This is a genomic window from Curtobacterium sp. AC273 (assembly GCF_979253735.1).
The window spans coordinates 245,074-270,402 of record NZ_CEEDDU010000008.1 but is presented as its reverse complement, the minus strand read 5'-3'; the positions used below and the strand labels follow the sequence as shown (position 1 = coordinate 270,402).

General features: G+C 70.7%; 26 protein-coding genes, 2 tRNA genes and 6 pseudogenes. 8 read left to right on the top strand and 26 right to left on the bottom strand.

What is annotated here, in order from left to right; genetic code table 11:
* Nucleotides 1–10: 10 nt before the first annotated feature.
* Nucleotides 11–295 (top strand): hypothetical protein, encoded by a 285-nt coding sequence (locus tag ACZ8AI_RS14470; protein WP_464858770.1) that lies wholly within the window; start codon nt 11–13, stop codon nt 293–295.
* Nucleotides 270–710, top strand: a complete 441-nt coding sequence (locus tag ACZ8AI_RS14465) for a copper resistance protein CopC (RefSeq protein ID WP_464858769.1) — start codon at nt 270–272, stop codon at nt 708–710. The genes ACZ8AI_RS14470 and ACZ8AI_RS14465 overlap by 26 nt, the downstream gene beginning before the upstream one ends.
* On the opposite strand, the pseudogene ACZ8AI_RS14460 reads toward ACZ8AI_RS14465, so the two are convergent.
* The 4 genes and pseudogenes from ACZ8AI_RS14460 to ACZ8AI_RS14445 form a co-directional block, all read right to left on the bottom strand.
* Nucleotides 703–1,364, bottom strand: a pseudogene (locus tag ACZ8AI_RS14460) (ATP-dependent Clp protease proteolytic subunit). The gene ACZ8AI_RS14465 and the pseudogene ACZ8AI_RS14460 overlap by 8 nt on opposite strands.
* Nucleotides 1,365–1,393: 29 nt before the next feature.
* Nucleotides 1,394–2,024, bottom strand: a pseudogene (locus ACZ8AI_RS14455) (ATP-dependent Clp protease proteolytic subunit).
* 167 nt (nt 2,025–2,191) lie between these two features.
* Nucleotides 2,192–3,488, bottom strand: a pseudogene (tig, locus tag ACZ8AI_RS14450) (trigger factor); the annotation flags it as partial.
* Between the two features lie 52 nt (nt 3,489–3,540).
* Nucleotides 3,541–3,618: transfer RNA gene (locus ACZ8AI_RS14445), tRNA-Pro, on the bottom strand.
* Between the two features lie 457 nt (nt 3,619–4,075).
* On the opposite strand from ACZ8AI_RS14445, the gene ACZ8AI_RS14440 reads away from it, so the two are divergent.
* Nucleotides 4,076–4,146, top strand: a tRNA-Gly gene (locus ACZ8AI_RS14440).
* On the opposite strand, the gene ACZ8AI_RS14435 is transcribed toward ACZ8AI_RS14440, so the two are convergent.
* From ACZ8AI_RS14435 to ACZ8AI_RS14425, 3 genes are all read right to left on the bottom strand, one after another.
* Nucleotides 4,138–4,788, bottom strand: coding sequence for a hypothetical protein (locus ACZ8AI_RS14435; RefSeq protein WP_464858768.1), 651 nt, complete (start codon nt 4,786–4,788; stop codon nt 4,138–4,140). The two genes, ACZ8AI_RS14440 and ACZ8AI_RS14435, sit on opposite strands and share 9 nt — an antisense overlap.
* 62 nt (nt 4,789–4,850) lie before the next feature.
* The gene (locus ACZ8AI_RS14430; RefSeq protein ID WP_464858767.1) at nt 4,851–5,237 is read right to left on the bottom strand and encodes a DUF3995 domain-containing protein; all 387 of its coding nucleotides are present in this window, start codon (nt 5,235–5,237) and stop codon (nt 4,851–4,853) included.
* 36 nt (nt 5,238–5,273) lie between these two features.
* The gene (locus tag ACZ8AI_RS14425; protein ID WP_464858766.1) at nt 5,274–5,564 is read right to left on the bottom strand and encodes a DUF1905 domain-containing protein; all 291 of its coding nucleotides are present in this window, start codon (nt 5,562–5,564) and stop codon (nt 5,274–5,276) included.
* A gap of 244 nt (nt 5,565–5,808) precedes the next feature.
* Here ACZ8AI_RS14425 and ACZ8AI_RS14420 point away from each other — a divergent pair, with 244 nt between their 5' ends.
* Nucleotides 5,809–6,048, top strand: coding sequence for a hypothetical protein (locus ACZ8AI_RS14420; protein ID WP_464858765.1), 240 nt, complete (start codon nt 5,809–5,811; stop codon nt 6,046–6,048).
* A gap of 363 nt (nt 6,049–6,411) precedes the next feature.
* On the opposite strand, the gene ACZ8AI_RS14415 is transcribed toward ACZ8AI_RS14420, so the two are convergent.
* The 9 genes and pseudogenes from ACZ8AI_RS14415 to ACZ8AI_RS14375 form a co-directional block, all read right to left on the bottom strand.
* A complete protein-coding gene (locus ACZ8AI_RS14415; protein ID WP_464858764.1) occupies nt 6,412–7,179 on the bottom strand; it encodes an endo-beta-N-acetylglucosaminidase H in 768 nt (255 codons plus the stop codon).
* 216 nt (nt 7,180–7,395) lie between these two features.
* Nucleotides 7,396–10,446 (bottom strand): annotated as a pseudogene (locus tag ACZ8AI_RS14410) (alpha-mannosidase).
* 376 nt (nt 10,447–10,822) lie between these two features.
* Entirely contained in the window at nt 10,823–12,316 is a 1,494-nt protein-coding gene (locus ACZ8AI_RS14405; RefSeq protein ID WP_464858763.1) for a carbohydrate ABC transporter permease, read from the bottom strand.
* Nucleotides 12,271–12,789, bottom strand: a complete 519-nt coding sequence (locus ACZ8AI_RS14400; RefSeq protein ID WP_464858762.1) for a hypothetical protein — start codon at nt 12,787–12,789, stop codon at nt 12,271–12,273. Before ACZ8AI_RS14400 ends, ACZ8AI_RS14405 begins: the two co-directional genes overlap by 46 nt.
* Entirely contained in the window at nt 12,786–12,989 is a 204-nt protein-coding gene (locus ACZ8AI_RS14395) for a hypothetical protein (protein ID WP_464858761.1), read from the bottom strand. The genes ACZ8AI_RS14400 and ACZ8AI_RS14395 overlap by 4 nt, the downstream gene beginning before the upstream one ends.
* Nucleotides 12,965–13,402, bottom strand: coding sequence for a carbohydrate ABC transporter permease (locus ACZ8AI_RS14390; RefSeq protein WP_464858760.1), 438 nt, complete (start codon nt 13,400–13,402; stop codon nt 12,965–12,967). Before ACZ8AI_RS14390 ends, ACZ8AI_RS14395 begins: the two co-directional genes overlap by 25 nt.
* A complete protein-coding gene (locus ACZ8AI_RS14385; protein ID WP_464858759.1) occupies nt 13,306–13,662 on the bottom strand; it encodes a carbohydrate ABC transporter permease in 357 nt (118 codons plus the stop codon). Before ACZ8AI_RS14385 ends, ACZ8AI_RS14390 begins: the two co-directional genes overlap by 97 nt.
* Before the next feature lie 69 nt (nt 13,663–13,731).
* Nucleotides 13,732–14,499, bottom strand: a complete 768-nt coding sequence (locus ACZ8AI_RS14380; RefSeq protein WP_464858758.1) for an extracellular solute-binding protein — start codon at nt 14,497–14,499, stop codon at nt 13,732–13,734.
* Nucleotides 14,394–14,807: an extracellular solute-binding protein gene (locus tag ACZ8AI_RS14375; RefSeq protein WP_464858757.1), complete on the bottom strand. Its 414-nt coding sequence runs from the start codon at nt 14,805–14,807 to the stop codon at nt 14,394–14,396. The genes ACZ8AI_RS14380 and ACZ8AI_RS14375 overlap by 106 nt, the downstream gene beginning before the upstream one ends.
* Nucleotides 14,808–15,088: 281 nt before the next feature.
* Here ACZ8AI_RS14375 and ACZ8AI_RS14370 point away from each other — a divergent pair.
* The 3 genes and pseudogenes from ACZ8AI_RS14370 to ACZ8AI_RS14360 form a co-directional block, all read left to right on the top strand.
* Nucleotides 15,089–15,223, top strand: a pseudogene (locus ACZ8AI_RS14370) (hypothetical protein); the annotation flags it as partial.
* Nucleotides 15,224–15,272: 49 nt separating this feature from the next.
* Complete coding sequence (locus tag ACZ8AI_RS14365) at nt 15,273–16,184, top strand: LacI family DNA-binding transcriptional regulator (protein WP_464858756.1); 912 nt, start codon at nt 15,273–15,275, stop codon at nt 16,182–16,184.
* 94 nt (nt 16,185–16,278) lie between these two features.
* Nucleotides 16,279–16,611, top strand: a complete 333-nt coding sequence (locus ACZ8AI_RS14360; protein WP_464858755.1) for a hypothetical protein — start codon at nt 16,279–16,281, stop codon at nt 16,609–16,611.
* 185 nt (nt 16,612–16,796) lie between these two features.
* Here ACZ8AI_RS14360 and ACZ8AI_RS14355 read toward each other — a convergent pair whose 3' ends face one another.
* Genes ACZ8AI_RS14355 through ACZ8AI_RS14330 form a run of 6 tightly spaced genes read right to left on the bottom strand, consistent with a single transcriptional unit; the run spans nt 16,797 to nt 19,738 of the window.
* Entirely contained in the window at nt 16,797–17,819 is a 1,023-nt protein-coding gene (locus ACZ8AI_RS14355) for an EamA family transporter (protein ID WP_464858754.1), read from the bottom strand.
* Nucleotides 17,788–18,432 (bottom strand): response regulator transcription factor, encoded by a 645-nt coding sequence (locus ACZ8AI_RS14350; RefSeq protein WP_464858753.1) that lies wholly within the window; start codon nt 18,430–18,432, stop codon nt 17,788–17,790. Before ACZ8AI_RS14350 ends, ACZ8AI_RS14355 begins: the two co-directional genes overlap by 32 nt.
* A gap of 26 nt (nt 18,433–18,458) precedes the next feature.
* Nucleotides 18,459–18,791 (bottom strand): hypothetical protein, encoded by a 333-nt coding sequence (locus ACZ8AI_RS14345; protein ID WP_464858752.1) that lies wholly within the window; start codon nt 18,789–18,791, stop codon nt 18,459–18,461.
* Nucleotides 18,764–19,048: a histidine kinase gene (locus ACZ8AI_RS14340; RefSeq protein ID WP_464858751.1), complete on the bottom strand. Its 285-nt coding sequence runs from the start codon at nt 19,046–19,048 to the stop codon at nt 18,764–18,766. The genes ACZ8AI_RS14345 and ACZ8AI_RS14340 overlap by 28 nt, the downstream gene beginning before the upstream one ends.
* Nucleotides 18,981–19,346 carry a hypothetical protein gene (locus ACZ8AI_RS14335; RefSeq protein ID WP_464858750.1) on the bottom strand — a complete coding sequence of 122 codons (366 nt, stop codon included), beginning with the start codon at nt 19,344–19,346 and terminating at the stop codon, nt 18,981–18,983. Before ACZ8AI_RS14335 ends, ACZ8AI_RS14340 begins: the two co-directional genes overlap by 68 nt.
* A 5-nt stretch (nt 19,347–19,351) precedes the next feature.
* The gene (locus ACZ8AI_RS14330) at nt 19,352–19,738 is read right to left on the bottom strand and encodes a sensor domain-containing protein (RefSeq protein ID WP_464858749.1); all 387 of its coding nucleotides are present in this window, start codon (nt 19,736–19,738) and stop codon (nt 19,352–19,354) included.
* Between the two features lie 467 nt (nt 19,739–20,205).
* Here ACZ8AI_RS14330 and ACZ8AI_RS14325 point away from each other — a divergent pair, with 467 nt between their 5' ends.
* On the top strand, nt 20,206–21,582 hold the full coding sequence (locus ACZ8AI_RS14325) for a helix-turn-helix domain-containing protein (RefSeq protein WP_464858748.1): 1,377 nt from the start codon (nt 20,206–20,208) through the stop codon (nt 21,580–21,582).
* Nucleotides 21,583–21,736: 154 nt separating this feature from the next.
* Here ACZ8AI_RS14325 and ACZ8AI_RS14320 read toward each other — a convergent pair.
* From ACZ8AI_RS14320 to ACZ8AI_RS14305, 4 genes and pseudogenes are all read right to left on the bottom strand, one after another.
* A pseudogene (locus ACZ8AI_RS14320) lies at nt 21,737–23,370 on the bottom strand (dipeptide ABC transporter ATP-binding protein); the annotation flags it as partial.
* Entirely contained in the window at nt 23,348–23,800 is a 453-nt protein-coding gene (locus ACZ8AI_RS14315) for a GbsR/MarR family transcriptional regulator (RefSeq protein WP_464858747.1), read from the bottom strand. The pseudogene ACZ8AI_RS14320 and the gene ACZ8AI_RS14315, both read right to left, overlap by 23 nt.
* A complete protein-coding gene (locus ACZ8AI_RS14310) occupies nt 23,782–23,946 on the bottom strand; it encodes a hypothetical protein (RefSeq protein WP_464858746.1) in 165 nt (54 codons plus the stop codon). The genes ACZ8AI_RS14315 and ACZ8AI_RS14310 overlap by 19 nt, the downstream gene beginning before the upstream one ends.
* Nucleotides 23,943–25,298, bottom strand: a complete 1,356-nt coding sequence (locus ACZ8AI_RS14305) for a serine hydrolase domain-containing protein (RefSeq protein WP_464858809.1) — start codon at nt 25,296–25,298, stop codon at nt 23,943–23,945. The genes ACZ8AI_RS14310 and ACZ8AI_RS14305 overlap by 4 nt, the downstream gene beginning before the upstream one ends.
* Nucleotides 25,299–25,329 lie beyond the last annotated feature (31 nt).

Sequence of the window (25,329 nt, the reverse complement as noted above, 5' to 3'; positions counted from 1 at the left end):
CTGGAGGCTCGTGGCCGGCGCCGCCGCGACGCTCGCCATCGCCGGTGGTGCGGTCCTCGGGCTCGCCGGCCCGGCCAGCGCGCACAACTACATGATCGCCTCGACGCCGAAGGTCGACGGCACCCTGACCGAGCTGCCGAAGGCGTTCGAGATCACGACGAACGACAAGCTGCTCGACATCGGCGGCTCGGACTCCGGGTTCGCGTACCGGATCGTCGGGCCGGACGGCGTACTACGAGGACGGCTGCCTCGCCGTGGACGGCCCGTCCATGACGACGAAGGCCGCGCTCGGTGACTCCGGCAAGTACACCGTCGAGTGGCAGATCATCTCCGCCGACGGGCACACAGTGTCCGACGAGTACACGTTCACGTGGGACGCCCCGGCCGGGTTCACCGCCCGCCGCGGGGACGACGAAGCCGCCGGTGTGCGCGACCGACACCGCCGACGACGGGGCCACGAGCGCGACCACGGGGACGGCGTCCGGCAACACCGACTCCGCGTCGTCCGACGCGCTCTGGATCGGCGCCGGCGGGGTCTGTCCTCGTCGGCGTGGTCGTCGCCGTGCTCCTCCTGCTCCGACGGAAGCCCGCTCCGGCAGCCGACGACGAGCCCGACCAGGACTGACAGCGCCGGACGTGCCGAGCGCGCGAGAAGGGCCCGCACCGATCGGTGCGGGGCCCTTCTCGTGCGGGTCGTCGGTCTTACTTGACGAGTGCCGGCAGGTTCTTGCGGCTCGTGAGGACCTGGTCGATCAGGCCGTACTCGAGCGCCTCTTCGGCGGACATGATCTTGTCGCGCTCGATGTCGCTGTTGACCTGCTCCGGCGTGCGGTTCGAGTGCTTCGGACAGCGTCTCCTCGAGCCAGGTGCGCATGCGGAGGATCTCCGCCGCCTGGATCTCGATGTCCGACGCCTGGCCGCCACCCTGCTGGACGGCGGGCTGGTGGATGAGCACACGGGCGTTCGGCAGGGCCAGACGCTTGCCGGGCGTACCGGCGGCGAGGAGCACCGACGCGGCCGGAGGCAGCCTGACCGAGGCAGACCGTCTGGATCTGCGGACGGATGTACTGCATCGTGTCGTAGATCGCCGTCATCGCGGTGAACGAGCCACCGGGCGAGTTGATGTACATGACGATGTCGCGGTCGGGGTCCATCGACTCGAGCACGAGGAGCTGCGCCATGACGTCGTCCGCCGAAGCGTCGTCGACCTGGACGCCGAGGAACACGATGCGGTCCTCGAACAGCTTCGCGTACGGGTCCTGCCGCTTGTAGCCGTAGGCCGTGCGCTCTTCGAAGCTCGGCAGGATGTACCGATCAGTGGGGGCCGGGACGTTCTGCGCGCCACCGAGCATGGGGAGATGCATTCTCGTTTCCTTTTCTTCGGTGGGTCGGGTCAGGACTGGGCGTCGGGCTCGGCCGCGTCGGTCTGGGTCTCGCCGTCGGCGACGGTCCCACCACCGCCGATGACCTCGGTGGACGATGCACGGAGGTGGTCGACGAAGCCGTACTCGAGGGCTTCCTGCGCCGTGAACCAGTTGTCGCGGTCGTTGTCCTTGAGCACCTGCTCGATCGACTTGCCGGTCTGCTCCGCAGTGAGCTCCGCCATCCTCTGCTTCATGTCGAGAATGACCTTCGCCTGCGTCTGGATGTCGGCAGCGGTGCCGCCGAAGCCCCACCGGACGGCTGCGCAGCAGCACACGGGCGTTCGGGGTGATGTAGCGCTTGCCGGGCGTGCCGGACGAGAGCAGGAACTGCCCCATCGACGCGGCGAGGCCGATGCCCACCGTGACGATGTCGTTCGGCACGAACTGCATCGTGTCGTAGATCGCCATGCCGGCGGTGATCGAACCACCGGGCGAGTTGATGTAGAGGTAGATGTCCTTCTCCAGGTCCTCGGCGGCGAGCATCAGCAGCTTGGCTGCGATCTCGTTCGAGTTGTCGTCGCGGACCTCGGAGCCGAGCCACACGATCCGGTCTCTCAGAAGGCGGTCAAAAACACTGGGGTTCAGTGTTGCTTCGGCCATGGAAAAGCTCCCGTTCAGTTGTCGCTTGATGTCGAACTTATCGGTTGCAACGCACCACTTCGCGTCTGTTCGCTGACGGCAATGCGGGTGGCCTGAAACGGACTGCGAGGCGCGCGCCAGCTGGCACCGCGCCTCCAGTCAGAAGGGTGGGAACGCGACTACTCGGCGTCCTCCGCCGGGGTCTGCGCGACGCCCGCCGTGAAGGCGGACAGGTCCACGTCGTCACCGTTGGTGTCCTTGACGGTCACCTTCGAGAGGACGGTCGCGACCGCCTTCGAGCGGGCGACCTCGCCGACCATGCCGGGGATCTGGCCGTTCTGGTCGATCACCTTGATGAACTCGCCCGGCTCCATGCCGTACTGCGCAGCAGCCTGGATGAGGTACTGGGTGAGCTCTTCCTGCGAGACCTGGATCTCTTCCTTCTCGGCGATCGAGTCGAGGAGGATCTGCGAACGGAAGGCCTTCTCGCTGGACTCCGAGACCTCCTTGCGGTGCTCGTCGTCCTCGAGGCGGTTCTCCTGCTCGAGGTGACGGTGCACCTCGTCCTCGATGAGCTTCTCCGAGATCGGGATGTTCACGTCCTCGGTGAGCTTCTCGACGAGCTTGTCGCGAGCCGCGGCGCCCTGACCGAAGGTCTTGGACTTCGCGATCTGCTCCTTGAGGTCCGCCTTGAGCTCGTCGATCGTGTCGAACTGGCTCGCGATCTGCGCGAACTCGTCGTCGGCCTCGGGGATGCTCGCGCTCCTTGACGGCGGTGACGGTCACGGCGATCTGGGCGATCTCGCCCTCGCGGTCGCCACCGACGAGCTTCGACTCGAAGGTGGTGGACTCGCCGGCGGTCAGCGACTCGAGCGCCTCGTCGATGCCCTCGAGCAGGTCGCCCGAACCGAGCTCGTACGAGACGCCGTTGGCCGAGTCGACCTCGTCGTCACCGATGGTCGCGGTGAGGTCGATCTGCGCGAAGTCGCCCGTGGTCGCCGGACGGTCGACCGTCACGAGCGTGCCGAAGCGGGGTGCGGAGGTCGCAGGTTCTCTTCGATCTCCTCGTCGACACCTCGACGGCGTCGACGGTGAGCTCGTACGAGCTGTAGTCCGGCAGGTCGAACTCGGACGGACGTCCACCTCGAACGTGAGGACGAGGTCACCCGTGAAGTCGTTGACGTTCGGGAGCTCGGCCACGTCGGCCTCGGCACGACCGAGGATGCGCAGTTCCTGCTCCTCCACCGCCTGGCGGTAGAAGTTGTCGATCGCGTCGCCGACGGCGTGGTTCAGGACCTCGCCACGGCCGACACGCTGGTCGACGATCGCCGGCGGGACCTTGCCCTTGCGGAAGCCGGGGATGTTGATCTGCTCGGCGATGTGCTTGTACGCGTGGTCGATGCTCGGCTTGAGATCGTCCGGCGTCACGTTCACGGTGAGCTTGACGCGGGTGTCGCTCACCTTGTCGACGGTGCTGGTGGCCAAGGGATGTTCTCCTGTTGGTTGACGTTCGTGTGGTCGGTGGTTCTCGAAGACCTGGTCGGGGCGACAGGATTTGAACACAGCGACCTCCCGCTCCCAAAGCGGGCGCTCTACCAAGCTGAGCTACGCCCCGTTTGACTGGGCCAGGGGTCCGAGCACGCCGCGAGGCGCACGGGACGCCGATGAGTCTAGCGGTCCCCTGGTGCTCGGTTCCCGGGAGGTTCCCCGCCAGTGTCAGGGCCGACGCCACTGCCCACTCCGGCGTCGGCGTCTGCCCCGCGTCGCGGCCCGCCCGCCACTGCACGCCGACGACGACCTGCACCGCGAGGGCCGCCACCCCGAGCACGATGCCGGCGACGATCCGCCACCCGTGCAGGAGCGCGTGCGCCGGCTGCGTCTGCGGGTCCCCGAACAGTTCCGGACGCAGCGAGAACACCACCGCCGCGAGGACCACCAGGACGTACGAGAGGACCCGCGACCGCTGGATCGTGCGCTCGGCAGACCCGTCCGGCTTCGGGATGACGCGCCCTGACATGGTCGATGCTCGTTCGTCCGCTACGATGATGGGGCTGCGCCTGGTGCGCAGGCGCGGGGATGTAGCTCAATGGTAGAGCCCCAGTCTTCCAAACTGGCTACGCGGGTTCGATTCCCGTCATCCCCTCTGGGCCGATACGCGCTTCGCGCGAGGTCGTCCGTTCGATCGTCCGGAGGCCATCCGGCGGTGGCGCTTCGCTGTGCCGGCCGCCGGGCGCTTCGCGCCGCGTCGTCGGTCTGTCGTCCGGATGTCGTTGGGCGGTGGCGCTTCGCTGTGCCGGCCATGGGCGCTTCGCGCGAGGTCGTCAGTTCGATCGTCCGGACGGCATCGACGCTTTGCGGGCGGTGGCCTTTCGCCGGGCTGCGTCAGGGGGTGCGAGCCAAGGTGGACGACGGGGCGCGCGACCATGTCGGTCGCCGCCGCGGTCAGGAGCGGGTCGTCGGTCACGAGGGTGTCGGCCTGCAGCACCGCGACCGCCAAGTACTCCGCCGGCCCGACATCGTCCCAGCCGAGCCGCGTCGCGACCTTCCACGCCGTCCCCCGCGACACCCGGTCCCCGAGCAGCCGGACACGCAGTCCCGCGAGGCCGTCGAGCTGCGCCCTGCCCTGCGGCTCGTCGAGTTCCCCGGCGCGGACCTGCCGGTAGAGCTCGGCCATCACGTGCGGGCGGAGCACGGCCGGCCCCACCAGGTGGTCGGCCGCCGGTACCTCGAGCTCGCCGCGGACGATCCGCAGCGCGACGGCGGCGTCGATCGCGTACCTGGTCATGCTGCCATCCTCCTCCTCGGCGCAGACCTCGACGCTGCCAGCGCGACGAGGAGCGCAGCGCCTCACACGACGAACAGCGGGTCCCACAGCAGCGCGTGCCCGATCATGGCCGACGCGTCGTAGCCGTCCGCAGGCCGAAGCACGCCGACGAGCACCGCGGAGGACACGACGACGTTCAGCCCGCCGTACACCACCAGGAACGCTCCGCCGGCCCAGCAGACCGCCCGCCACCACCGGACCGCCGGCAGGCGGTTGCGCACGATCGCGACCGGGAGCAGCGCGGCGACGGCCTTCACGACGGCGATCGCTCCGAGCACGATGCCCGAACGCAGTGGATCGATCCGTCCGAGCTCGACGGCCCAGGCGCCGACGGTGTCGAGCAGGAACCGGCCGCCGACCGCCCAGTACGCACTCCATGCGGCGTGCACGAGCCCGGCGCACGCGGCCACCCACAGCGCGACCGAAGCTCTCCGGGCACGCACGGGCTACACGTCGCCGAGTGTCAGGAGGACGCGGGGAGCATCACCGAGCTCCACCCCGGCACGACGTCGTTCGGCGGCCCGGAGCGGCACGAGGTACCCGCCGTCCTTCGGGAAGAGCGAGGTCGTCCACGGCACGCTGCCGATCGTCACTCGGGCCGGGATCACGCCCCAGCCGTAGGTCAGGAACGGGGCGAGTTCGTGGATGACCTCGGCGGCGTCGGGCGGCACGACGGCGTAGAAGTACGGCGCCGGCCCGCGCCACTCGATCACCTCGCCGTCGAACTCGATCTCCACGCCGCGATCGTACGGCGCGGCGATCAGTACGGCCGGTCAGACGGCTCCGATCGGCTCCTCTTCGACCTCTTGGCGCAGCATCCGGTAGTGCCGCTCCCAACCGGGCGTCCCCCGACCCGCAGCGTGCAGAGCCGTTCGCACGGCGCCGAGGGCACGGTCGAGCGCCCCGAACTCGTCGTCGGCGACGACACCGGATCGTGAAGGTCAGCGTTCGGGTCTCCAGATCGACAGCCAGGTCTTGGTCGTGCACGTCGTCGAGATCGAAGAGTGCATCCGCGACGGCGTCGAAGTCGGCGGCGATGTCGCCCGGTTCGTCGAGCGCAGCCGCGCACTCCAGGCGTACGAGGTACTTCGTCATGGCGTTCTCCTGTCCCAGCAACTCAAGCGCCTCAACCGATACATCAGATGCACAACGTACCAGGGGTTCGAGGGCGTCATGTGGACCGTGTGCAAGGGTTCCCCGCACGGGCAGTACGCCTTGTAGTACTTCCTCCCCTTCGCGAAACGCCATCCGCGCGCTTCGGCGGTGCGCATGACCTGCTCGATCTCCTTCTGCGGATGTCGTGGGTCGGTTCGACCATCGCCACCTCCCCTCCACCCGTTCGACGGTAGGGAGGAGCGACGTCGCGGTCGGGTACGTCCCGCAGCGTTGTGGAGACCCAGGACCGACGCCGCCCCTGTTGAGGAACGGCGGTCGCGACCGGCGGGACGGAAGCGCCCCCCGCGCCTCCAGGCCTGAGCCAGGAGACGCAGGGCGCGAGCCGCCGCTGGGACGCGACGTCAGCGGTACGTCGCGGCCTGCCCGTACACAGCACGTTGCGTGAAGGACGAGACGTAGGCGGACTCGTCACCTCCCGGCAGGTTGTACGTCATGAACACGCCGTAGCCGTCGGCGACCGTCCGCGAAGCGAAGCGACACCGCCGTCGCCTGCGGGGTGTTCTGGATGTCGACCGCAGCAGCGGAGAGCTTCGACTTGTCGAGCCCCGGGATCGACGGCGCCGAGTAGGTGCCGTAGTACGGGTTCCAGGCGTAGTCGAGCTTCGAGCCGATGGTGCTGCTCGACGTCGAGAGCGCGGACGAGGCCGGGCCGATGTCGTAGAACGAGATGAGCTTCCCCGGCATGTCGGCACGGAGGGCGCTGATGAGCCATCCGATGGACTGCTGGTTCGGCTGCGGGGTGCCGTTCACGCCGTAGTCGGAGTACTCGTCGTCGAGGTCGACGCCGTCGAGACCGTACTTCGACACGGTGGCCGAGACCTGGGCCGCGAAGTCCTCGGCAGCGGCCTGGGTCGGGAAGTTCGCGATCCCCGCACCCTGGTGGTTGCCGAGCACCGACAGCGACACCTTGATGCCCTTGGCCTGCAGCGGGCGGATCTGCGTGGCCGCCTGGTCGAGGGTGCGCTGCACGTTCTCGTTGTTGGCGAGAACGGCCTTCGTCCCGTCCCAGTTGATGTTCGCCGCGAAGATGATCGCGACGTCGAACGCGTTGGCGCCGTTCGCCAGGGTGTACCGGCCGACGTTCGCGAGTTCGTCGTTGTTCACCTCGACGTACGCGATGCTCGTCGGACCGGACTTCGTCGGTAGCTGCGTGCGGCTGCTTGCCGTGCCCCACACCGTGGTGGGCGCCGGCCCCGTGGGCGAGCCCCGTGGGTGACGGCGCCGCGGTGGCCGCGGTCGGCACCATCGGTGCGACGACCATCGCGGCGAGTGCCGCGACGATCCCGAACTTCATCGTCTTCTTCATGTCACTCCTCGTCGAGTGGACGACCCGACCGGCGGACGCCGGCCAGGGACCGCCGCCGGGACACCCGGAGTCCCGGCGGCGGGGTCTCAACCGCGGACGCGCGGGAAGCGGAAGGTGCGGACCTCGTACGCGTCGACAGCGAACGAGGAGGCGTCGACCGCGGAGGCGTCGGCCAGCGGCTCTTCGAGCAGCGTCACCTCGGCACCGGGCCCGAAGCCACCGAGCCCGAAGCCACCGCGTCCGAGGTCGCCGGAGACCGCGATCCCGCCGGTCCCCCGCCGCCCGACGGGTTCGTACACGCGGACGACCAGGTCGCCGGAACGGTCGTCGGCGAGCTTCACGCTCGACAGGACGACGTCGTCCGACACCCGCACGAGCGGCTCGAATCCCTGGCCGCCGGTGACGGTCCGCACGCTCGCGTTCATCACCACACCCGCAACCGTCGCCCCGAGCTGGTCTGTGCCGATCACCATGCCGTACCGGTGCGTCTGCACCCCCTGGTCGGTCTCGGGGTCGGGGAAGCGCGGAGCCCGCAGCAGCGACAGCCGGACCGTGGTCGTGACGTGTCCGTCGACGGCGTCGCGGGTGGTGTCGAAGCCGTGGATCGAGTCGTTCACCAGGGCGACCCCGAAGCCGGGCTCCGACACGAGGACGTAGCGGTGCATCGAGGTCTCGAACTTCGCGGCCTCCCACGAGGTGTTCGTGTGGGTGACGCGCTTCTGCGCCCCGAACTGCGTCTCGGCGACGGTGTGCTCCGCGCGGACGTCGAGCGGGAACGCGACCTTGAGGAACTTCTCGGTCTCGTGCCAGTCGGTGGTCTGGTCGAACTCCAGCGTGCGGGAGTCCGGCGCGAGCGTGATCTCCTGACGGACACTCGAGTCACTGAACGTGCGCTCGACGACGACCCGCGCGACCCCGGTCCGCTCGTCGAGGTCGGCCGTCACGCTGGACGCGTCGACGAGGTCCTCGACACGGTTCCGGTAGTACCGGTCGACGTCCCACGCATCCCACATGTTCGGGAAGTCCTGGTGCAGCTGCAGCAGGTTCGCGACCTGGCCCGCGGGGACCGCGTCGCGTCCGGTGGTCAGGTCGACCGCACTCGTCACGTGGCCGCTGCCGTCGACCACGACGCGGACGAGCGCGTTCGCCAGCACCCAGCCGCCGTCCTGCTCGATGACGGTGACGGGGGTGGGCTCCGCCACGTCGGTCGCCAGGACCGCGCCCTGCGCGGGTGCGCCGGCCTGGAGGAACAGGGCCGGGTTCACGACGACCGTCGCGCCACCGGCACCGGCCAGTGCCGACAGTGCCGACTCGATGAGCGCGGTGAGCCGCGCGGCCGTCTCGGCGTACTTCGCGACCGCTTCGCGGTGCACCCAGGCGATCGAGGTGCCCGGCAGGATGTCGTGGAACTGCTGCAGGAGCACCTGCTGCCAGAGTGCGTCGAGCTCGTCGTACGGGTAGGCGAAGTCGGTCCGGGCGGCTGCGGTCGCCGCCCCAGAGCTCGGCCTCGAGGAGCAGCTGCTCGCTCCGCCGGTTGCCCTGCTTCGTCTGGTGCTGCGAGGTCAGGGTGGCGCGGTGCAGCTCGAGGTAGAGCTCGCCGACCCACACCGGCGGGTTCGGCAGCTCCGCCTTCGCCCGGTCGAAGAACACGTCGGGGTGCTCCCAGCGGACCTTCGCGCTGCCCTCGAGGTCGGCCAGACGCGCGGCCGTGCCGGTCATCTCGCGCGTGGTCCCGCCGCCGCCGTCGCCCCAGCCGACCGGGGCGATCGACCCGGACGCGAGTCGGTTCTCGCGGAACTGCCGGGATGCCTTCGCGACCTCGGAGCCGCTCAGCCGCGAGTTGTAGGTGTCCATCGACGGGAAGTGCGAGAACACCCGCGAGCCGTCGATCCCCTCCCAGAGGAACGTGTGGTGCGGGAACTTGTTGACCTGGTTCCACGAGATCTTCTGCGTGAAGAACCACTCGAAGCCCGCGCGGCGCATCGGCTGCGGCAGCGCCGGCGAGTACCCGAAGCTGTCCGGCAGCCAGACGCCCTTCGGTCGGATGCCGAACTCGCGCTCGAAGAACCGCTGGCCTTGCGAGAACTGGCGGACGATGCTCTCGCCGGTCGGCATCACGGTGTCGGACTCGACCCACATGCCGCCGATGGGCAGGAACCGGCCGGCCTCGACCGCGGCCGTGACGCGGGCGTAGACCTCGGGGCGGTGCTCCTTGATCCACGCGTACTGCTGCGCACTCGACATGCCGTACAGGAAGTCGTCGGTCTGGTCGATGAGCTCGGTCATCGTGGACGTGGTGCGGGCGACCTTCCGGATCGTCTCGCGGACGGGCCAGAGCCAGGCGGAGTCGATGTGGGCGTGGCCGACGGCGGAGATCGTGTGCGCGGAGGCCTCGGCGGGGGCGGCGAGCACGTCGGCGAGCGCCGCGCGGGCATCGGGAGCGGTCTCGGCGATGTGCTGCAGGTCGAGCCGGTCGAGCGCGTCGTCGAGGGCCCTGCGGGATGCGCATCCGGCGCGGCCCCTCGGGCAGTTCGGCCTGCAGTTCGAGCAGGACGTCGATGTCGAGGGCGAGCTCGTGCACCTCGGACTCGAACACCGCGAGGTCGATCCGTCGGCTCGTGTAGAGGCGCTTCGGCGAGGACGTCTCGACGTCGCCCTCCTGCGTGACGAGGAAGGGGTGGTAGTCGAGCAGGACGGGGTTCGACGCCGCCTCGACGAAGAGCTCCACGGTCTCGCCGCCCTCGGCCCGTTCGGTGACGAGCACCCACTGGTTCCGGGGGTTGATCGACTTCACCGGGGTGCCGTCGGCGAGGTACACGAGCCCCTCGCACTGGAAGCCCGGCATGTTCTTGTCGAAGCCGAGGTCGATGACGGCCTCGATCCGGCGTCCGGCCCAGGCGTCCGGAACCGTGCCGGTCAGCCGGAACCAGGTCGTCCCCCACGCGGCGCCCCACGTCGTGCCGACCTCGTACGGCGTGAAGTCGAGCTTGCAGGCCCTCGGTCGGCGGGATCGGCTCCCCCGGCAGCTCGTGCCACGCGGTCTCGAGCGGTGTCGCCGTCGCGTGCACCGCGGGGGTGATCCGTTCGTCGAGGACTCGTCGTGCGCGGCCGGTGGTGAGGGGGATGTCGTCGTGCATGGTGCCTTCCGGTTCCGGGGAGGGTCAGGCATGGTCGCGGGGTGCGCGACCGAGATCGGGGCGTGTGCGGTGCCGGCGTCGAGGTCGGCGGGGACGTCGACGCAGCGGGTGATGCCGCGCGCGGCGAGCGTGCCGGCGTCGGCCAGTCGGGAGCGGAGGACCACCTGGGGCCCGCGGCCGTCCGGGGCGGACGAGGCGAGTTCGAGCCAGGCCGCGGCGAACCGGCCGCCGGGCGCGCAGTCCGCCCGCGCACCGTGCCGGTCGGTGCCGTCGGGCAGCACGTCGTCGAGGACGAGCGCGGTGGTCGGCGCGGCGCGGGTTCCGCGTTCCCCGTCCCCCGCGCGGGCCATCGCGGCGAACGCCTCGCCGGCGGGCTTCAGCCGGCCGTCGTTCGTGAAGAGGCCGAGGTCGTACTCGAGCTCCGGGAAGTCGGCGAGGTCCGGGACACGTCGTGCGAGCACCACCAGGTGACGCCGAGCACGTGCTGGGCGTCGAGGACGTGCCGGATGGTCTGCTCGGTGAACGAGGCGGCGTCGGCGGGGGCGATGACGTTCGTCGGGGCGCCGACCTCCTGCAGCCAGTTCGGCCGGGCCGGATCGCGGTTCCAGGCGGCGGCGGGAGCTGGAGCAGGTACTCCCCCGTGTCGGACCGATCCGGGTCCCAGTGCGCCGTGCAGCGCCGCCGAGCCGTTGAACACCCACGAGTGCGTGACCGTGGCGTCACCGTGGTCCGCCGCGTGCTCCGGTCCGAACGGCTGCGCGTCGTCGTACCAGGCCGCGTCGTACTGCGCGACGGTGACCAGGGCCGTGGACGCGACCCGCTGCCGGGCGCGATCGAGGTGCCGGGGCCGAGCCGCGCCTCCAGGCCGGACCGCGCCGCCGCGACCATCGCCGCTGCCCATGCGTGCCCCTGCTCCGCCGTGATGGCGTGCGGGGTCGGGTGCGGGGCGTGCGCGAACTGGTTCACCTCGTTGCCGATGGTGATGCCCAGCAGGTTCGGTTTGTCCCCGACCGCCGCGGCGAGCGCGCGGACGTAGGCGGCGGTCGACGCGACCACGTCCGGGTCGGTGAACATGTTCCGTCGGTGCCAGCTCTCGAGCCAGGACGGCACGAAGTCGAAGCTCGACAGGTGCCCCTGCAGGGCGTCGACGTTGACGTCGAGCCCGAACGAACCGGCGATGTCGACCACGGTCGCGACGTCCGCCAGCGCCTGCTGCCGGATGAGGGTTCGGTTCGGCTGCACGACCGGCCAGAGCGGGAAGATCCGGACGTGGTCGGCGCCGAGTGACGCGATCGCCTCCATGTCCCGCGCGGTGTCCGACGACGAGAAGTCGAGCCACGAGTGGAACCAGCCGACCGAGGGGGGTGTGGTTGACGCCGAAGCGCATCAGCCCTTCACCCCGCCCTCTTCGACGCCCTTGAAGAAGAACCGTTGCAGGACGGCGAAGATCACGGCGATCGGGATGAACGCGATCATGGTGCCGGCCGCGATGAGGCAGCTGGTCGGTGCCGAACGTGCCGCGGAGGTACTCCAGCCCGACCGTCAGTGTCAGCTTGTCCGGGGACTGCAGGACGATGAGCGGCCAGAGGAAGTCGTCCCACGCGCCGATGAAGGCGAAGATCGCGATGACCGCGATGGTGCCCTGGACGGCGGGCAGCGAGATGTACCGGAGCCGCTGCCAGGCGTTCGCGCCGTCCATCACCGCCGCCTGGTCGATCTCCTCGGGGATCTGCCGGAACGCGTTGAACATGAGCAGGACGTTGAGCGCTGCGATCATGCCGGGCAGGGCGACGCCGACCAGGTTGTCGGCGAGGCCGAGGTCCTTCACGGTGACGAACTGGGAGATGATCGTGGCCTCGCCGGGGAGCACGAGCGTGGCGAGGAACAGGCCGAGGACGGCCTTGCGGAAGCGCCACTGCTGGCCGAGCGAGGGCGAAGCCGGCGAAGGTCGCGAACACGATGTTCCCGATGACGTCGATCGCGGCGACGATGAGCGAGTTGCCGATGTAGCCGAACACCGGGATGGCGTCGCCCACCCGCAGGTAGTTGCCGATCGTCGGCTGCGACGGGATGAAGGACGGGTTGGCCGTGTAGATGTCCTCCCCCGGGCCCCTTCAGCGACGTGGACAGCTGCCAGAGGAACGGCCCGATCGTGATGAAGAGCACCACGATGAGCAGGACGTAGCGGATCGCCTTCTCGCGGGTGGACATGACGCCCCACACCACGCGGCGTCGACGCTTGGGCGGTGTGCCGCCGGTCGCGCCGACCACGTCGGGAGCGGGGGCGGCCGCGCCCTGGGCGCCGCCGAGGACGGGTTCGGTGGTGCTCGTCGTGTTCGTCACTTGTCCGCCTTGCTGTTCATCCGTGCGAGGGCGAGCATCGGGATGAGCGTCACGGCGAAGAGCAGGAGGCTCAGCGCCGACGCGTACCCGAGGTTGCCGGTGAACCCACGGGCGTACTGCTGGATGAGCATGACGAGGGAGTTGTCCTGGCCGCCGGGGCCGCCCGTCCCGTTCGTCAGGATGTAGAGCTCGCTGAACACCCGGGCGCGCTGACGCACACCAGGATGCCGACGAGGGTCAGGGTGCCGCGGACGCCGGGCATCGTGACCGACCAGAAGCGGCGAACCGATCCGGCGCCGTCGAGCGCCGCTGCCTCGTGCAGTTCCTTGCCGACGTTCCCGAGGGCCGCCAGGAAGATGATCATGTAGTACCCGAGGCCTTCCACACCGTCCAGGCTGATCGCGCTGAACAGCAGCAGCCACCGGTCGGTCAGGAACGGGATGCTGCCCTGCACGATGCCGAGCGACTGCACCATCTCGTTGATGACGCCGCGGTCGTCGAGGATCCAGTTCCAGATCAGCCCGACGACCACCGCGCTGGCGATGACCGGCGTGTAGTACGCCGTCCGGAAGAAGGCGATGCCGGGCAGCTTCTGCTGCACGAGCACGGCCATGAGAGCGGGAGGACCGTCAGGAGCGGCAGGCACACCGCCATGTAGATGACGCTGTTGAGCAGCGCCTCCCACACCTGCGGGTCGGCGAGCAGGGTCTGGAAGTTCTGCAGACCGACCCAGCGGCTGACCCCACCGAGCGGGCTGGCGTTGGTGAACGACAGCCGGACGGTGTTGATCGACGGCCAGAGGCTGAACGCGACGAGCCAGACGAGTGCCGGCAGGACGAGCAGCCACGGGGTGAACCAGCGGTTGGCGCGCATGGCGATCCTCCCTCTCTCTTCTTCGAAGGCTTCTTCTCGGGGGTGATCAGCCGTTGGCGAGCAGGGTGTTCATCTTGGTCTGCGCCGTCTCGCAGCACGCGCTCTCGGGATGATGCCGCCCTTCATCGCCAGCGCGATCTGCTGGTCGAGGAAGTCCGTCATCGCCGAGTTGGCCTCGACCGGGTTGAGGTTCTTCGCCGTCTTGAGCGCGTCGTTCGCGAGCACGCGGGCCTTGCCCTCGACGGTGCCGTCGTCCTTCGAGAAGAACGGGTCGGACTGCGACGAGGTGGTCGACGGGAAGATGTTCACCAGGTGCGCGAAGGACTCCTGGTTCTTCGCGTTCGTCATGAACGACGCGAGCGCCTCGGCTGTGGCCAGGTGCTTGCTCTTCGCCGAGACGCTGAGGCCCTGCACGTAGAGCGGCGGGTTGTCCAGCGCCGGCGAGACGACGATGTTGCCCTTGAGCGACGGGTTGTTCTTCTCGAAGTCGCTGATCGCGGTGGCCCCGCCGGTGGTCCAGGCGACCTTGCCCTGGGTGAACAGCGTGGAGTTGCCGAGGTAGTCGGTGTTGAGGACCGACGACGGCATGAGGCCGTCCTTGTACGCCTTGGCGTACTTGCTGATCAGGTCGGCGGCCTTCGACGAGTCGGCGAAGGTGAACTTCGTTCCCTCGTCGTTGATGATCTTCACGCCGGCGAGCGAGAAGTCGCTCAGGCCGGGCTTGCGGCTCATCAGGTAGTCGTCGGGGCACTTCTGGTGCATCGTCTCGGCCTGGGTGAACAGCTCGTCGGTCGTCTTCGGCGGGTTCGCCGGGTCGAGGCCGCACTTGGTGAACATCGTCTTGTTCCAGTAGTCGATGTCGGTGTTGAGGTACCAGGGTACCCGAAGGTGCCGTCGACGCCCTTGTAGTTGTAGGCCGCCAGGGCGCCCTTGACGTAGGTGCTCGAGAGCTTGCTGTCGTCCTTCGCGACGTCCTGCAGGAACCCGCGCTTGGCGAGCGGCAGGGCGATGTCCGGCGGCAGGTTGATGACGTCCGGCAGGGAGTTCGACGAGGCCTGGCTGAGCACCTTGTCCGCGTAGCCGTCACCGGGCTGGTCGACGAGCTTGACCTTGGCGTCCGGGTGCTGCTTCTCGAAGGCCTTCACGACGCCGTTGAGGTAGTCCGTGTAGGTCGGCGTCAGGGCCCAGGTCTGCAGCGTGATCGTGCCGCTGATCTCCCCGCCGCCGTTGCCCGCGCCGCTGCTGCCGCTCGAGCACCCGGTGAGGACGAGGGCGGTGGCTGCGGCTCCTGTGAGCAGCGCGATCGCGCGGCTCGTCGTCAGTACGTGTGGTCGGTCTCATCGCGTCGGACTCCCTTGTGCTGACGATGTCTTCTGACGGGGTGCGGTGCGCGGCCTGGGCGGCCGTGTCCTGCTGAACCGGTTCAGTGGATCGCACGGAAGCGGTTCGTGGCAGCGACTATGAACGACTAAGCGCTATAGTCAACCCCGTGGCCACCAAGCGTCGAACGACGATCGCCGACATCGCGGCGCGCGCCGGCGTGTCCATCAGCGCGGTGTCGTTCGCACTCAACGACCGACCCGGCGTGTCCGACGAGACCCGTCCGTCGCGTGCGCGAGATCGCCCGCGATCTCGACTGGCAACCGCACACCGCCGCACGCGCACTCGGGGGCGCGCGGGCCGGCTCGATCGGCTTCGTCCTGAACCGCCCCGCCCGCACGCTCGGCACCGAGTCGTTCTTCGGCGACCTCATCTCGGGGATCCAGCTCGGGCTCGCCGGCAGCCACGTCGGCATGAACCTGCTCGTCGCCCGTGACGCGACGGAAGAGCTCGAGACCTACCGCGACTGGTGGCGCGGACACCGGGTCGACGGCGTGATCGTGATCGACCCCCGGCGCGACGACGACCGGCTCGCGCTGCTCGCCGACCTCGGGATGCCGACCGTCGTCGTCGGGTCGCACCCCTCCCCCGAGGGCGCGGCGCCGACCGTCTGGATCGACGACTCGGATGCCACCGACACCGTGCTGCGGTACCTGCACGCGCTCGGGCACCGGCGGATCGCGCACGTCGCCGGGCGTCCGGAGTTCGAGCACACCGCGATGCGGATGGACCGGGTCCGCGCGTTCGCCGCGGCCGAGGGCCTCGAGGACGCGGTCTCCATCCCGACCGACTACTCGGCTGAGGCCGGCGCGAGCGCCACCCGGACGCTCCTGTCGCAGAGCACCCGACCGACCGCGATCGTCTACGACAACGACGTGCTGGCGGTCGCCGGGCTCGGCGTCGCGAGTGAGATGGGTGTCGCCGTGCCCGGGGACGTCTCGATCGTGTCCTTCGACGACTCCGCGATGATCCGGCTCGTCCGGCCCGCGATCACCTCGCTGACGCGCGACACCGTCGAGCTCGGGCAGCGGGCGGCGACGCTCCTGCGGGAGCAGATCGACGCGGGCACGACGCTGCCGTCACGACCGGGGCCGTCGCTGACGCTGAGCGTCCGAGAGTCCACGGCGCGCGCCCGAGCCTGAGTCGCGCCCACCCACCCCACCGACACGCCGATCCCCCACCACCACCGCCCGGATCCGGCGCGGCCGACTGACGTCGATTCGAACACACGTTCGAATGTTCCCGTCGGGACGGCGTCGCGAGAACCGGTGGCAGCCCCCGGAGCACCCGGAGGTCGAACGCCCGCGCGCCTACTCACTCTCCGAGGACGCCCGCGGACCCGACGTCTGCCACGCCGTCACCCCGGTGCCGGTGTGGGCCTGGATCCAGTTCCCCACCTTCCACGTCCGGGTGAAGGCCTTCGCCAAGAGCTGGACCCGCGACGCGGTCCTGGTCGAGTGGGCGCAGTTCGGACAGCAGGCCGAGGCGTGGGTGTGGCGTTCCGCGGTAAAACACCGGACGTTGCGCGCAGATGCGCGGTCGCGGAGTCCGGAGAACGCATCGCATTGACTTCCCCCGGCATCACGAGGATCGTTTAGCAAACACCGGTTCAGCAAGTAACTCGATGATCGAGGCATTCGGTCGGAGTGCTGGAACGGGAAGGAGGCACCAATGAAGAAGAACGAGGGTGCCGTCCTGGGTCGCGCACGTGCTCACCCCGCCCGAGGTCATCGCGGCCTACGTCGAACGGCGGGTCAACGACCCGGCGCTCCTGACGGGTGAGCACTCGGAACCCACGTACGCGGACTTCCTCCGCGACGAGTAGACGGGTCTTCCTGGAGGCGCGGATCGCGTTCCGTCACGACGGAACCGGATCCGTGCCTCCCTTTCCCCCGCGCGCACGTCGCGCGGACAGCGTCACGCCCACGCTCGCCGCGGTGACGCACGCGAGGAACGGCGATCTCGAGCGCCGCGAGCCGCTCGTGCAGGATCGCCAGCCCGGCGAGGGCCGCGATCGCCGGCCCGAGGCTCTGCAGGACGCCGAACACCCGCGTCGGCATCCGGCGGAGCGCGAGCATCTCGAGCGCGTAGGGCAGGACGCTCGACAGCACGGCCACGGCCCCGAACACGACGAGCAGCACCGGTTCACGCACCACCCCGTCGACAGCGGAGCGGAGGCCGAACGGCAGCGCGACGACCATCGCGATGAGCATCGACACCGCGAGTCCGTCGACCCCGGGGATCGCCGCGCCGACGTGCCGGTTCATCACGATGTACCCGGCCCAGCACCCGGCGGCCAGGACGGCGAAGACGACCCCGCCGACGGCGGTGACCGCGGCCGGCCCGACGCCGAGGAGCACCACTCCGGCCAGGGCCAGCACGGCCCAGGTGACGTCGCGCCAGCGCCGGGTGTGCACGAGCGAGGCGCGAGCGGGCCGAGGAACTCGATGGTGACGGCGACCCCGATCCGGGATGGTCGCGAACGCCACGTAGATGAAGACGTTCATGCCGCCGAGCGCCAGCCCGAGGCCGATCGCGCCGAGCCACTGCGCGCGGGTCCAGTGCCGCACGCGCGGCCGGACCACGAGGGCGAGGACGACGGCGCCGATGACCAGCCGGAGTGTGGCGGCGCCGACCGACCCCACCTCGTCGAAGCGGGTCTTCGCGATCGCGGCGCCGAGCTGCACGGACACCATCGCGGCGAGCGCGAGGACCGGCGCGGGGACGCGGTTCACCGGTCCGCCGTCAGCCGAGGTAGGCGAGGACGGCGAGGACACGGCGGTGGTCCTCGCCGGTGTCCTCGAGCGCGAGCTTGCCGAAGATGCTCGACACGTGCTTCTCGACCGCGCCGGTGCCGATCACGAGCGCACGGGCGATGGCGGCGTTCGTACGGCCCTCGGCCATCAGCCCGAGCACCTCGCGCTCCCGCGGGGTGAGGGCCTCGAGCAGGTTGCGGCGTCGGCTCATGAGCTGCGTGACGACCTCGGGGTCGAGCACGGTGCCGCCCGCGGCGATGCGGCGGACGGCGTCGTCGATCTCCTCGAGCCGGGTGACGCGGTCCTTCAGCAGGTACCCGATGCCGGTCGCGCCGGCGGCGAGGACGTCCTCGGCGTAGGTGGCCTCGACGTACTGGGACAGCAGCAGGACCCCGGTGCGCGGTGCCAGGCGACGGGTCTCGACGGCGGCGCGGACGCCTTCGTCCGTGAAGGTCGGCGGCATCCGGACGTCCATCACGACGACGTCGGGGGCGTGCTCGGGCAGCGTGCGGAGGAACGAGACGGCGTCGGCGTACTGCCCGACGACGTCGATGCCGGCCTCGTCGAGGACCCGCGAGAGCCCTTCGCGCAGCAGGACGGCGTCGTCGACGACGACGGCCCGGTCGTGCTGCATCCGGGCCGTCGCTCATGCCGACCAGCCTAGTGGGAGCGGGAGCGCTCCCGCGGGGTCACACCCGGGCCACCGGGACCCCGTTGAGGGCGCCGAGCGGGATCCGTGCGGTCGCCTCGGTGGGGCCGCCCTCGGGGCTCGAGACGGTGAGGCTCGCCGTCGAGGGCGCGCATCCGGCCCATCAGTCCTCCGATGCCGTGTCCCTCCTGCGGCCGGGCACCGCCGCGGCCGTCGTCGGTGACGCTGACCGTCAGGTACCAGACGCCCGAGGCGTCGACCACGAGGCCGAGGTAGACACCCGCCGTCGAGGCACCGGCGTGCTTCGTGGTGTTCGTCAGCAGCTCGCTGACGGTGAAGTACACGTTCCGCTGGATCTCCGTGGCGAGCTCGAGCCCCTCGGGCAGGCGGACGTCGAAGCCGACCGGGATCGGGTGCGGGCGACGAGGGCCTCGAGTGCGGCCACGAGTCCCCGGTCGAGCAGGATCGGCGGCGCGAACCCGCGGGACAGGGCGCGCAGTTCGTCGAGGGCGTCCTTCGCGTGCTCGGACGCCTCACCGATGAGCTGCTTCGCCTTCTCGGGGTCCTTGTCGAACGCCCGCTCGGCGGCGGAGAGGTCCATCCGAGAGTCGGACGAGCCGCTGCTGCGGGCCGTCGTGCAGGTCGCGCTCGATCTGGCGGAGCGCCTGGCCCTCGGCGGTGACGGCCCCGGCACGGGAGGCCTGGAGCCCGGCGACGCGCCGCTCGAGCTGCTCCGCACGGAAGCCGCCGAGCAGGCCGAGGTCGATCCAGAAGTGCGCCAGGACGGACCCGCGGGCCCACAGCGGGAAGAGGACGACCGAGGCGGCCATCGAGAGCAGCCCGAGCGCACCGAACCCGACGACGGACGTCGTGTCCCACCCGAAGTACTGCGCGCTCATGCCGTTCACGAACGCGATCCCGCCGAGCGCGATCGGCCACAGGAACCCGGCGAACAGGAGCGCTCCGGCACCACGGTGAAGAGCGCGGCGAGCGGGTACACGACGGCGGCGTGCAGCAGGTACAGCCAGTAGTGCGGGTTCGCGACCGCGGAGCCGGTGCGGGTCCACCAGTTCTGCTGCCAGCGCGGCGTCCAGTCCACCGGGCGGATCGGACGGGCGTCGGCCCAGCCGATGCGGAGCTTCTCGAACTGGCCGAGCCACCGTGCGACGAAGAGCGCGATGAAGAACATCAGCAGCACGAACGGGTTGAAGAGGTCGTGGAGCCCGCCGCCGAAGATCGCCGCGGGGAAGGCTGCGTACAGCGTGCCGAGCAGCACCGCGGTGAGCGCCATGTACCCGGAAGTCGCGGGGCGCCGGCGCCAGGCGTCGCGGTAGAACGCACCCGCGGTCCATCCCCGAGCCCGCGCCTGCGCCTGCGCCTGCGCCCGAGCCGAAGCCGGAGCCGGGTCCGGTCGGCGGCGGGGTCGACGACCACGACGGCGGCGTCTGGTCCGTCGGCGCGGTGTTCGGCTGCGAGGGCATCGGTTCGGTGGCTCCTGGTGGCACGGAGTCGTTCAGCGGGACGGTCTCGGCCTGGTCGAGGCGGGCGGTGTCGGTCATGACACCGAGCCTCGCGATCTGCGGGCTCGTTCCCCCATCCTGCCCCCTCCCGGACCCGGGGGTGGGGTTATCCCCCGCTTCGGCGTATCGTGCCCGACATGCAACACGTCACGGGGGAACGTCTGATCGCACTGGCCGCCACGGTGGCCGCCGTCCTCGCAGCGCTGAGCGGCATCGCGGCCGCGGTCGTGCTCACGCAGTGGGACCCGCCCGGGCGCTGCTCGCCGCTGGTGCGATGCTCGCCGGCGTCGCAGCGCTCGTCACGGGAGTCGCGGCCTGGCGCGCAGCGGACCGCGCGCTGCTCGCCGTCGCGGTCTCGGTCCTGGCGTTCGCGCTGTCGTCGGCCGTCTCCGGGATCGCGATCACCGTGCTCGTGGTCGTCGCCCAGGGTGCACTGGTGGCCGCGGGCGTCATCGTGGCCCGCGCCGCACGGGGCACACGCCGAGCGCTGGGCTGGGTCGTCGTGGTCGCAGCGGTGGGGTGGTTCGTGACGCTCCTGGCGCTCTCGACGATCCCGCTGGTGGCCCTGTCGCAGGTCGCGCTCGACGTGGCGGTCGCCCTGCCGTACGTCCGCAGACGGTCGCCTACCTCGCGGCGGCGCTCCTCGTCGCCGTGCCGCTGTTCCGCCCGGTCCGTGCCGGTGCCGCGCACCTCTGGGACACCGCCCAGATCCGCTGACCCGTTCTCCACCGATCCGCCGGAGGAGCCGCGCCGCCCCACGAGCGGTGCCAGCATCGCCGGATGGGCGATGCGTTCCGCGCGCTGGTCGACGCCGCCGACCTGCGGGTCACGTACGGGTACGAGGTCTGCTCCGACGACGCGGACTGGACGCTCGACCTCGACGTTGCCCACCGGGTCGGTGTGGATCGCATCGGCGTGGTCCACGATCGTGTGGGTGACGAGACGGCGACCGGGTCGAGGTCGTCCACCCCGGGACCGCCGCGCTGTTCTCGCCCGGCGGTGCCGCCACGATCAGCTCCTCCCCCGACCGATGCCCGCCGCCGATCCCGGGGGACGACATCTTCAGTGCCACGGGGGTCTTCCTGGGCACGGCCACCTCCGGTGCGCTGGCGCCCGAGGTGCTCGAGTACCCGGGCTCCGCCGAGTTCCTCCACACCAGCCCGCGATGCGCCGTCCGACGACGTCCTCCGGACCCTCGACCACCTCACGCTGCTCACTGGCGGGCGGTGGCACGCTGCCGGACGGGATGCCCTGGCGCGGCTGCTCGTCCTCAGCGTCCTGGTGGACAACCCGCCCTCGTTCCTCGCAGACGGCAGCCTGGCCCGGTGCATCGACCGGTTGTCCGAGCCCGGGGAGCCGCCGTCGACGGACGAGCTCCTCGGGTCTCACGTCGGCCTCGATCACGACGCTGCGCCGTCGGTTCCGCACCGCGACGGGCTGCACTCCGGACCAGCTGCGGCGCTGGTTCCGGTCCCTGCCGGTCCGTCGGGCGCTCGCGGACGGTGTCGACCAGCAGCACGCCGCCGAGCGGTTCGGCTTCAGCACCGTGAGCTCGATGCGGCGCGCGCTCGCCCGGGTCCGCGCCCCGGAAGGACCCGATCGATCGCCGTTCTGACCGTTCCGGTTCGCGAGCCTCGGCTGGTGCGAACCAGGACGGTCACCACGGAAAAAGCACCGCGCGTGTGCGCTCCGGCGGGACAGGACAGGACAGGCGGGACGGGACGGAACGGAACGGGGACGGGACGGGTCGGGTCAGGCCGAGAGGACTCCAGTCGGGCGCTCCGACGGGCGGCCTGCTCGACGGGGTCCGGCACGGGTGCAGCCTGGACGAGCCGCCTGGTGTACGGGTCCTGCGGGTCGCGGAGGATCGCGTCGCACGTCCCCGCCTCGGCCACGCGACCGCCGTGCAGCACGACCACCCGGTCGCAGAGCGTGTCCACGACGGCGAGGTCGTGCGTCACGAACAGGCAGGCGAAGCCGAGGCGTTCCTGGAGCTCCCGGAAGACGTCGAGCACGCGGGCCTGCACCGACACGTCGAGGGCGCTGGTCGGCTCGTCGGCGATGAGGAGCGCTGGGTCGAGGGCGACGGCGCGCGCGATCGCGAGCCGCTGCCGCTGCCCGCCGGACAGCTCGTGCGGGTATCGCTCCCGGAAGCCGCCGTCGAGGCCGACGTCGGTCAGCAGTCGTTCGACCCGGGCGTCGACCTCGGCTGCGGGCAGGCGCAGGATCTGCCGCAGCGGTTCGGCGACGGTCTGCCCGACCGTGTACCGCGGGTTGAGGAGCGCAGCGGGTTCTGGAAGACGACGCCGACCCGTTGCCGCATGGCCTTCCTGGCGGCCCGGTTCGCCCCGGCGACGTCGGTCCCCTCGACGACGACGGTCCCGTCGGTGATCGGTGCGAGGCCGATGGCGGCCCGGCCGATGGTGGTCTTCCCGCTGCCGGACTCCCCCACGAGGCCGACGATCTCGCCCCGGCCGACGGTGAACGACACGTCGTCGACGGCCCGGAAGCGTCCGCGCAGCGCCCCGCCGTACTCGACCACGAGGTGCCGGACGTCGAGGACGACGGAGGCGGGCTCCGTGGCGGGGTCCGGCCGCGCCTCCAGGCCGATCCGGTGCCCATGCGTGGGACCGCAGCGAGCAGTTCGCGGGTGTAGTCGGCGGACGGTGCGCCGAGCACGTCGTGGACCGTGCCGGTCTCGACGACGCGACCGCGGCGCATCACGACCACCCGGTCGGCGATGTCGGCGACGACGCCCATGTCGTGCGTGATGAGGAGGATCGCCGTGCCGGTGCGCTGCCGGAGGGCGCGCAGGACGTCGAGGACCTCGGCCTGGACGGTGACGTCGAGGGCGGTGGTGGGCTCGTCGGCGATGAGGAGGTCGGGGTCGGCGGCGAGCGCCATCGCGATCATCACGCGGCTGGCACTGCCCGCCGGAGAGTTCGTGCGGGTACTGGCCGAGGCGGCGTTCGGGCTCCGGGACCTCGACGGCGCGGAGGAGGTCGAGCGACCGGGCGCGGACGGCTGCGCGGTCGAGGGACCCGTCGGCGCGACGCACCGCCTCGGCGAGCTGGAAGCCCACCGTGTACACGGGGTTCAGCGCCGCGGACGGGTCCTGGAAGATCATCGAGACGCGGCGTCCGCGGACCTCGCGGAGGGTGCGCTCGTCGGCGCCGAGCACCTCGAGGTCACCGATCCGGACGCTGCCCGAGGCCCGGGCGCCCTCGGGAGCGATGCCCATCGCGGTCATCGCGGTCATGCTCTTGCCGGAACCGGACTCGCCGACGACGGCGACGACCTCGCCCCGGCGGACGGTGAACGAGGCGTCGTCGACCGCGCGGACGACGTCGCCCTCCACGTCGAACGTGACGGTCAGCTGTTCAACGGTGAGGACGTCGTCCACGGGGTCTCCGATCGGTCGGTGTCGTCGCGGGCGGCCTTGAAGGCCTCCCACTCCTCGAGCATCTTGGCGGTGGTACCCCTGCAAGCCACTGCATGTAGTCGCGGCCGTTGAGCAGGCGCTCGCGGACCTCGGCGTCGACGTCGCCGGAGCCGGTGCGCCCGGCGGCCTCGACGACCGCGAGGCCGTGCCCGATGATGTCCCGCTGACGGTCGAGGTACTTCCGCTCGCTGGCGAGCCACGAGCCCCACACGTCGGCCTCGGCGCGGAAGTAGTGGCTCCGCTCCCCGGCGACGATGTGGCGCTTCACGAACCCGGAGTCGACGAGGCGGCGGGTCGCCATCGAGATCGATCCCGAGCTGGCGCCGAGCGCCGCCTGCAGGTCGGACGAGGACGAGTGCGGCGCCCGCGTCATCATGAGGTAGCCGAGCACCCGGGCGTCGGTGAGGGCATCCCCGCGGCGTCGTTGAGCATCAGCGCGAACTCCTCGACGAACGCCTGGCGCTCCGGCTCGAGGACGCGCGCGTCCTCCGGCCCGGGTCCGGCGGCGGTGCCCCGCTCCGCCGCGTCGCCGCTCACGCGGTCAGCCCCGCGGCGACCTCGGGGGTCTCGTCCGGGATCGACCACGGTTCCTCGGTCATGCCGCCGCCGGCGCGGATCGACCGCACGGTGCCGTCGGCGTCGCGGTCGTAGGTGATGTCCTCGTCGATCGAGCCGAAGCGGTTGCCGTGGGTCATCCGCAGCGTGTCGGCGTCGACGACCTCGAGCCGGGTCGGGGTCTCGAGCGGGGTCGGCGACGACGGGTCGACCTCGATCAGCCGGTCGCCGATGCGGGCGATGTCACTGACGCCCCAGGGGTTCGCGAACCGGCCGGTGAAGGTGCTCGTGTCGACGTCGTCCGGCACCGGCGTCCCCGGGGCGTCGGCGTCCGCCGCGGCGTCGAGCATGGTGATGATCGCCGTGGCGATCAGGGTCGCCGGTCCGGCGGCCGCGCTCGTCAGCACCGAGACGACGAGTCCGGACGCCGGGTCGAACATCGACTGGGTGATGTGCCCCGGGAACCCGCCGGAGTGGCCGCGGATCTCGCGCCCGCCGATCCGGTCGACGATGAACCCGGCGCCGTAGCCGCGGTCGGCCGGGTCCTCGGTGGCGCTCCACGCCTTCCGCTGTGCGAGGCGCTTCGAGTGGTCGTCGAGCAGGGTGCCCTGCCCGATGACGTGCTGCGAGAAGTACCGCACCAGGTCGGACGCGGTGCCGTGGAAGCCGGTCGCGGCGGCCATCGCCCGGGTGTCGACGTGGTCGATGCGCCGACGCCGGCGGGCGGTGTGGAAGCCGGTGTAGCCCACCACGAAGTCGTCGGCCCGGTTCGGGTCCCAGTCGGGGCCGGTGTTCCGCAGGCCGAGCGGCTCGGTGATCGATTCGCGGACGAAGTCGTTGTAGGACTGCCCGGACACCGCGGCGATGACGAGTCCGAGCAGCGAGTAGCCGAGGTTCGAGTAGTTGAACGACGACCCGGTGGGGACCTTCTGGCCGCGGTCGAGCACGAGCGCGAGGAGCTCCTGCTCGTCGGGGAACGGCCGGAGCAGCGACCAGTAGTCGCCGTCGTGCCCGTCGCGGATCACGCCGGCACCCATCTCCATGAGCTCACGGATGGTGGCGTCGGCGAGCAGCGACCCGCCGTCGACGAGCGCCGGGACGTACGTGCCGACGGTGTCGTCGAGGCGGAGCGACCCGCGTTCGGCGAGCTGCAGGAGCGCCGTGGCGGTGAAGGTCTTCGAGTGCGACGCGATGCGGAACAGGTCCGTGGTGGTCAGGCGACGGCCGGCCTCGACGTCGGCGTAGCCCCACGCCTCGTCGAGGAGCACCTCGCCGCGGTACCCGATCGCGACCTGCACGCCGGGCACCCGGAGTTGCCAGACCTTGTACGACACCCAGTCCTGGATGTAGGGCAGGGTCTTCCGG

Coding starts and splice junctions, on each gene's coding strand:
- ACZ8AI_RS14465 (WP_464858769.1), top strand. CDS start 270: ATGACGACGAAGGCCGCGCTCGGTGACTCCGGCAAGTACACCGTCGAG.
- ACZ8AI_RS14435 (WP_464858768.1), bottom strand. CDS start 4,788: ATGACCAGGTACGCGATCGACGCCGCCGTCGCGCTGCGGATCGTCCGC.
- ACZ8AI_RS14390 (WP_464858760.1), bottom strand. CDS start 13,402: ATGGCCGTGCTCGTGCAGCAGAAGCTGCCCGGCATCGCCTTCTTCCGG.
- ACZ8AI_RS14385 (WP_464858759.1), bottom strand. CDS start 13,662: ATGCGCGCCAACCGCTGGTTCACCCCGTGGCTGCTCGTCCTGCCGGCA.
- ACZ8AI_RS14380 (WP_464858758.1), bottom strand. CDS start 14,499: ATGTTCACCAAGTGCGGCCTCGACCCGGCGAACCCGCCGAAGACGACC.
- ACZ8AI_RS14360 (WP_464858755.1), top strand. CDS start 16,279: ATGTTCCCGTCGGGACGGCGTCGCGAGAACCGGTGGCAGCCCCCGGAG.
- ACZ8AI_RS14350 (WP_464858753.1), bottom strand. CDS start 18,432: ATGCAGCACGACCGGGCCGTCGTCGTCGACGACGCCGTCCTGCTGCGC.
- ACZ8AI_RS14340 (WP_464858751.1), bottom strand. CDS start 19,048: ATGGACCTCTCCGCCGCCGAGCGGGCGTTCGACAAGGACCCCGAGAAG.
- ACZ8AI_RS14335 (WP_464858750.1), bottom strand. CDS start 19,346: ATGAGCGCGCAGTACTTCGGGTGGGACACGACGTCCGTCGTCGGGTTC.
- ACZ8AI_RS14330 (WP_464858749.1), bottom strand. CDS start 19,738: ATGGCGCTCACCGCGGTGCTGCTCGGCACGCTGTACGCAGCCTTCCCC.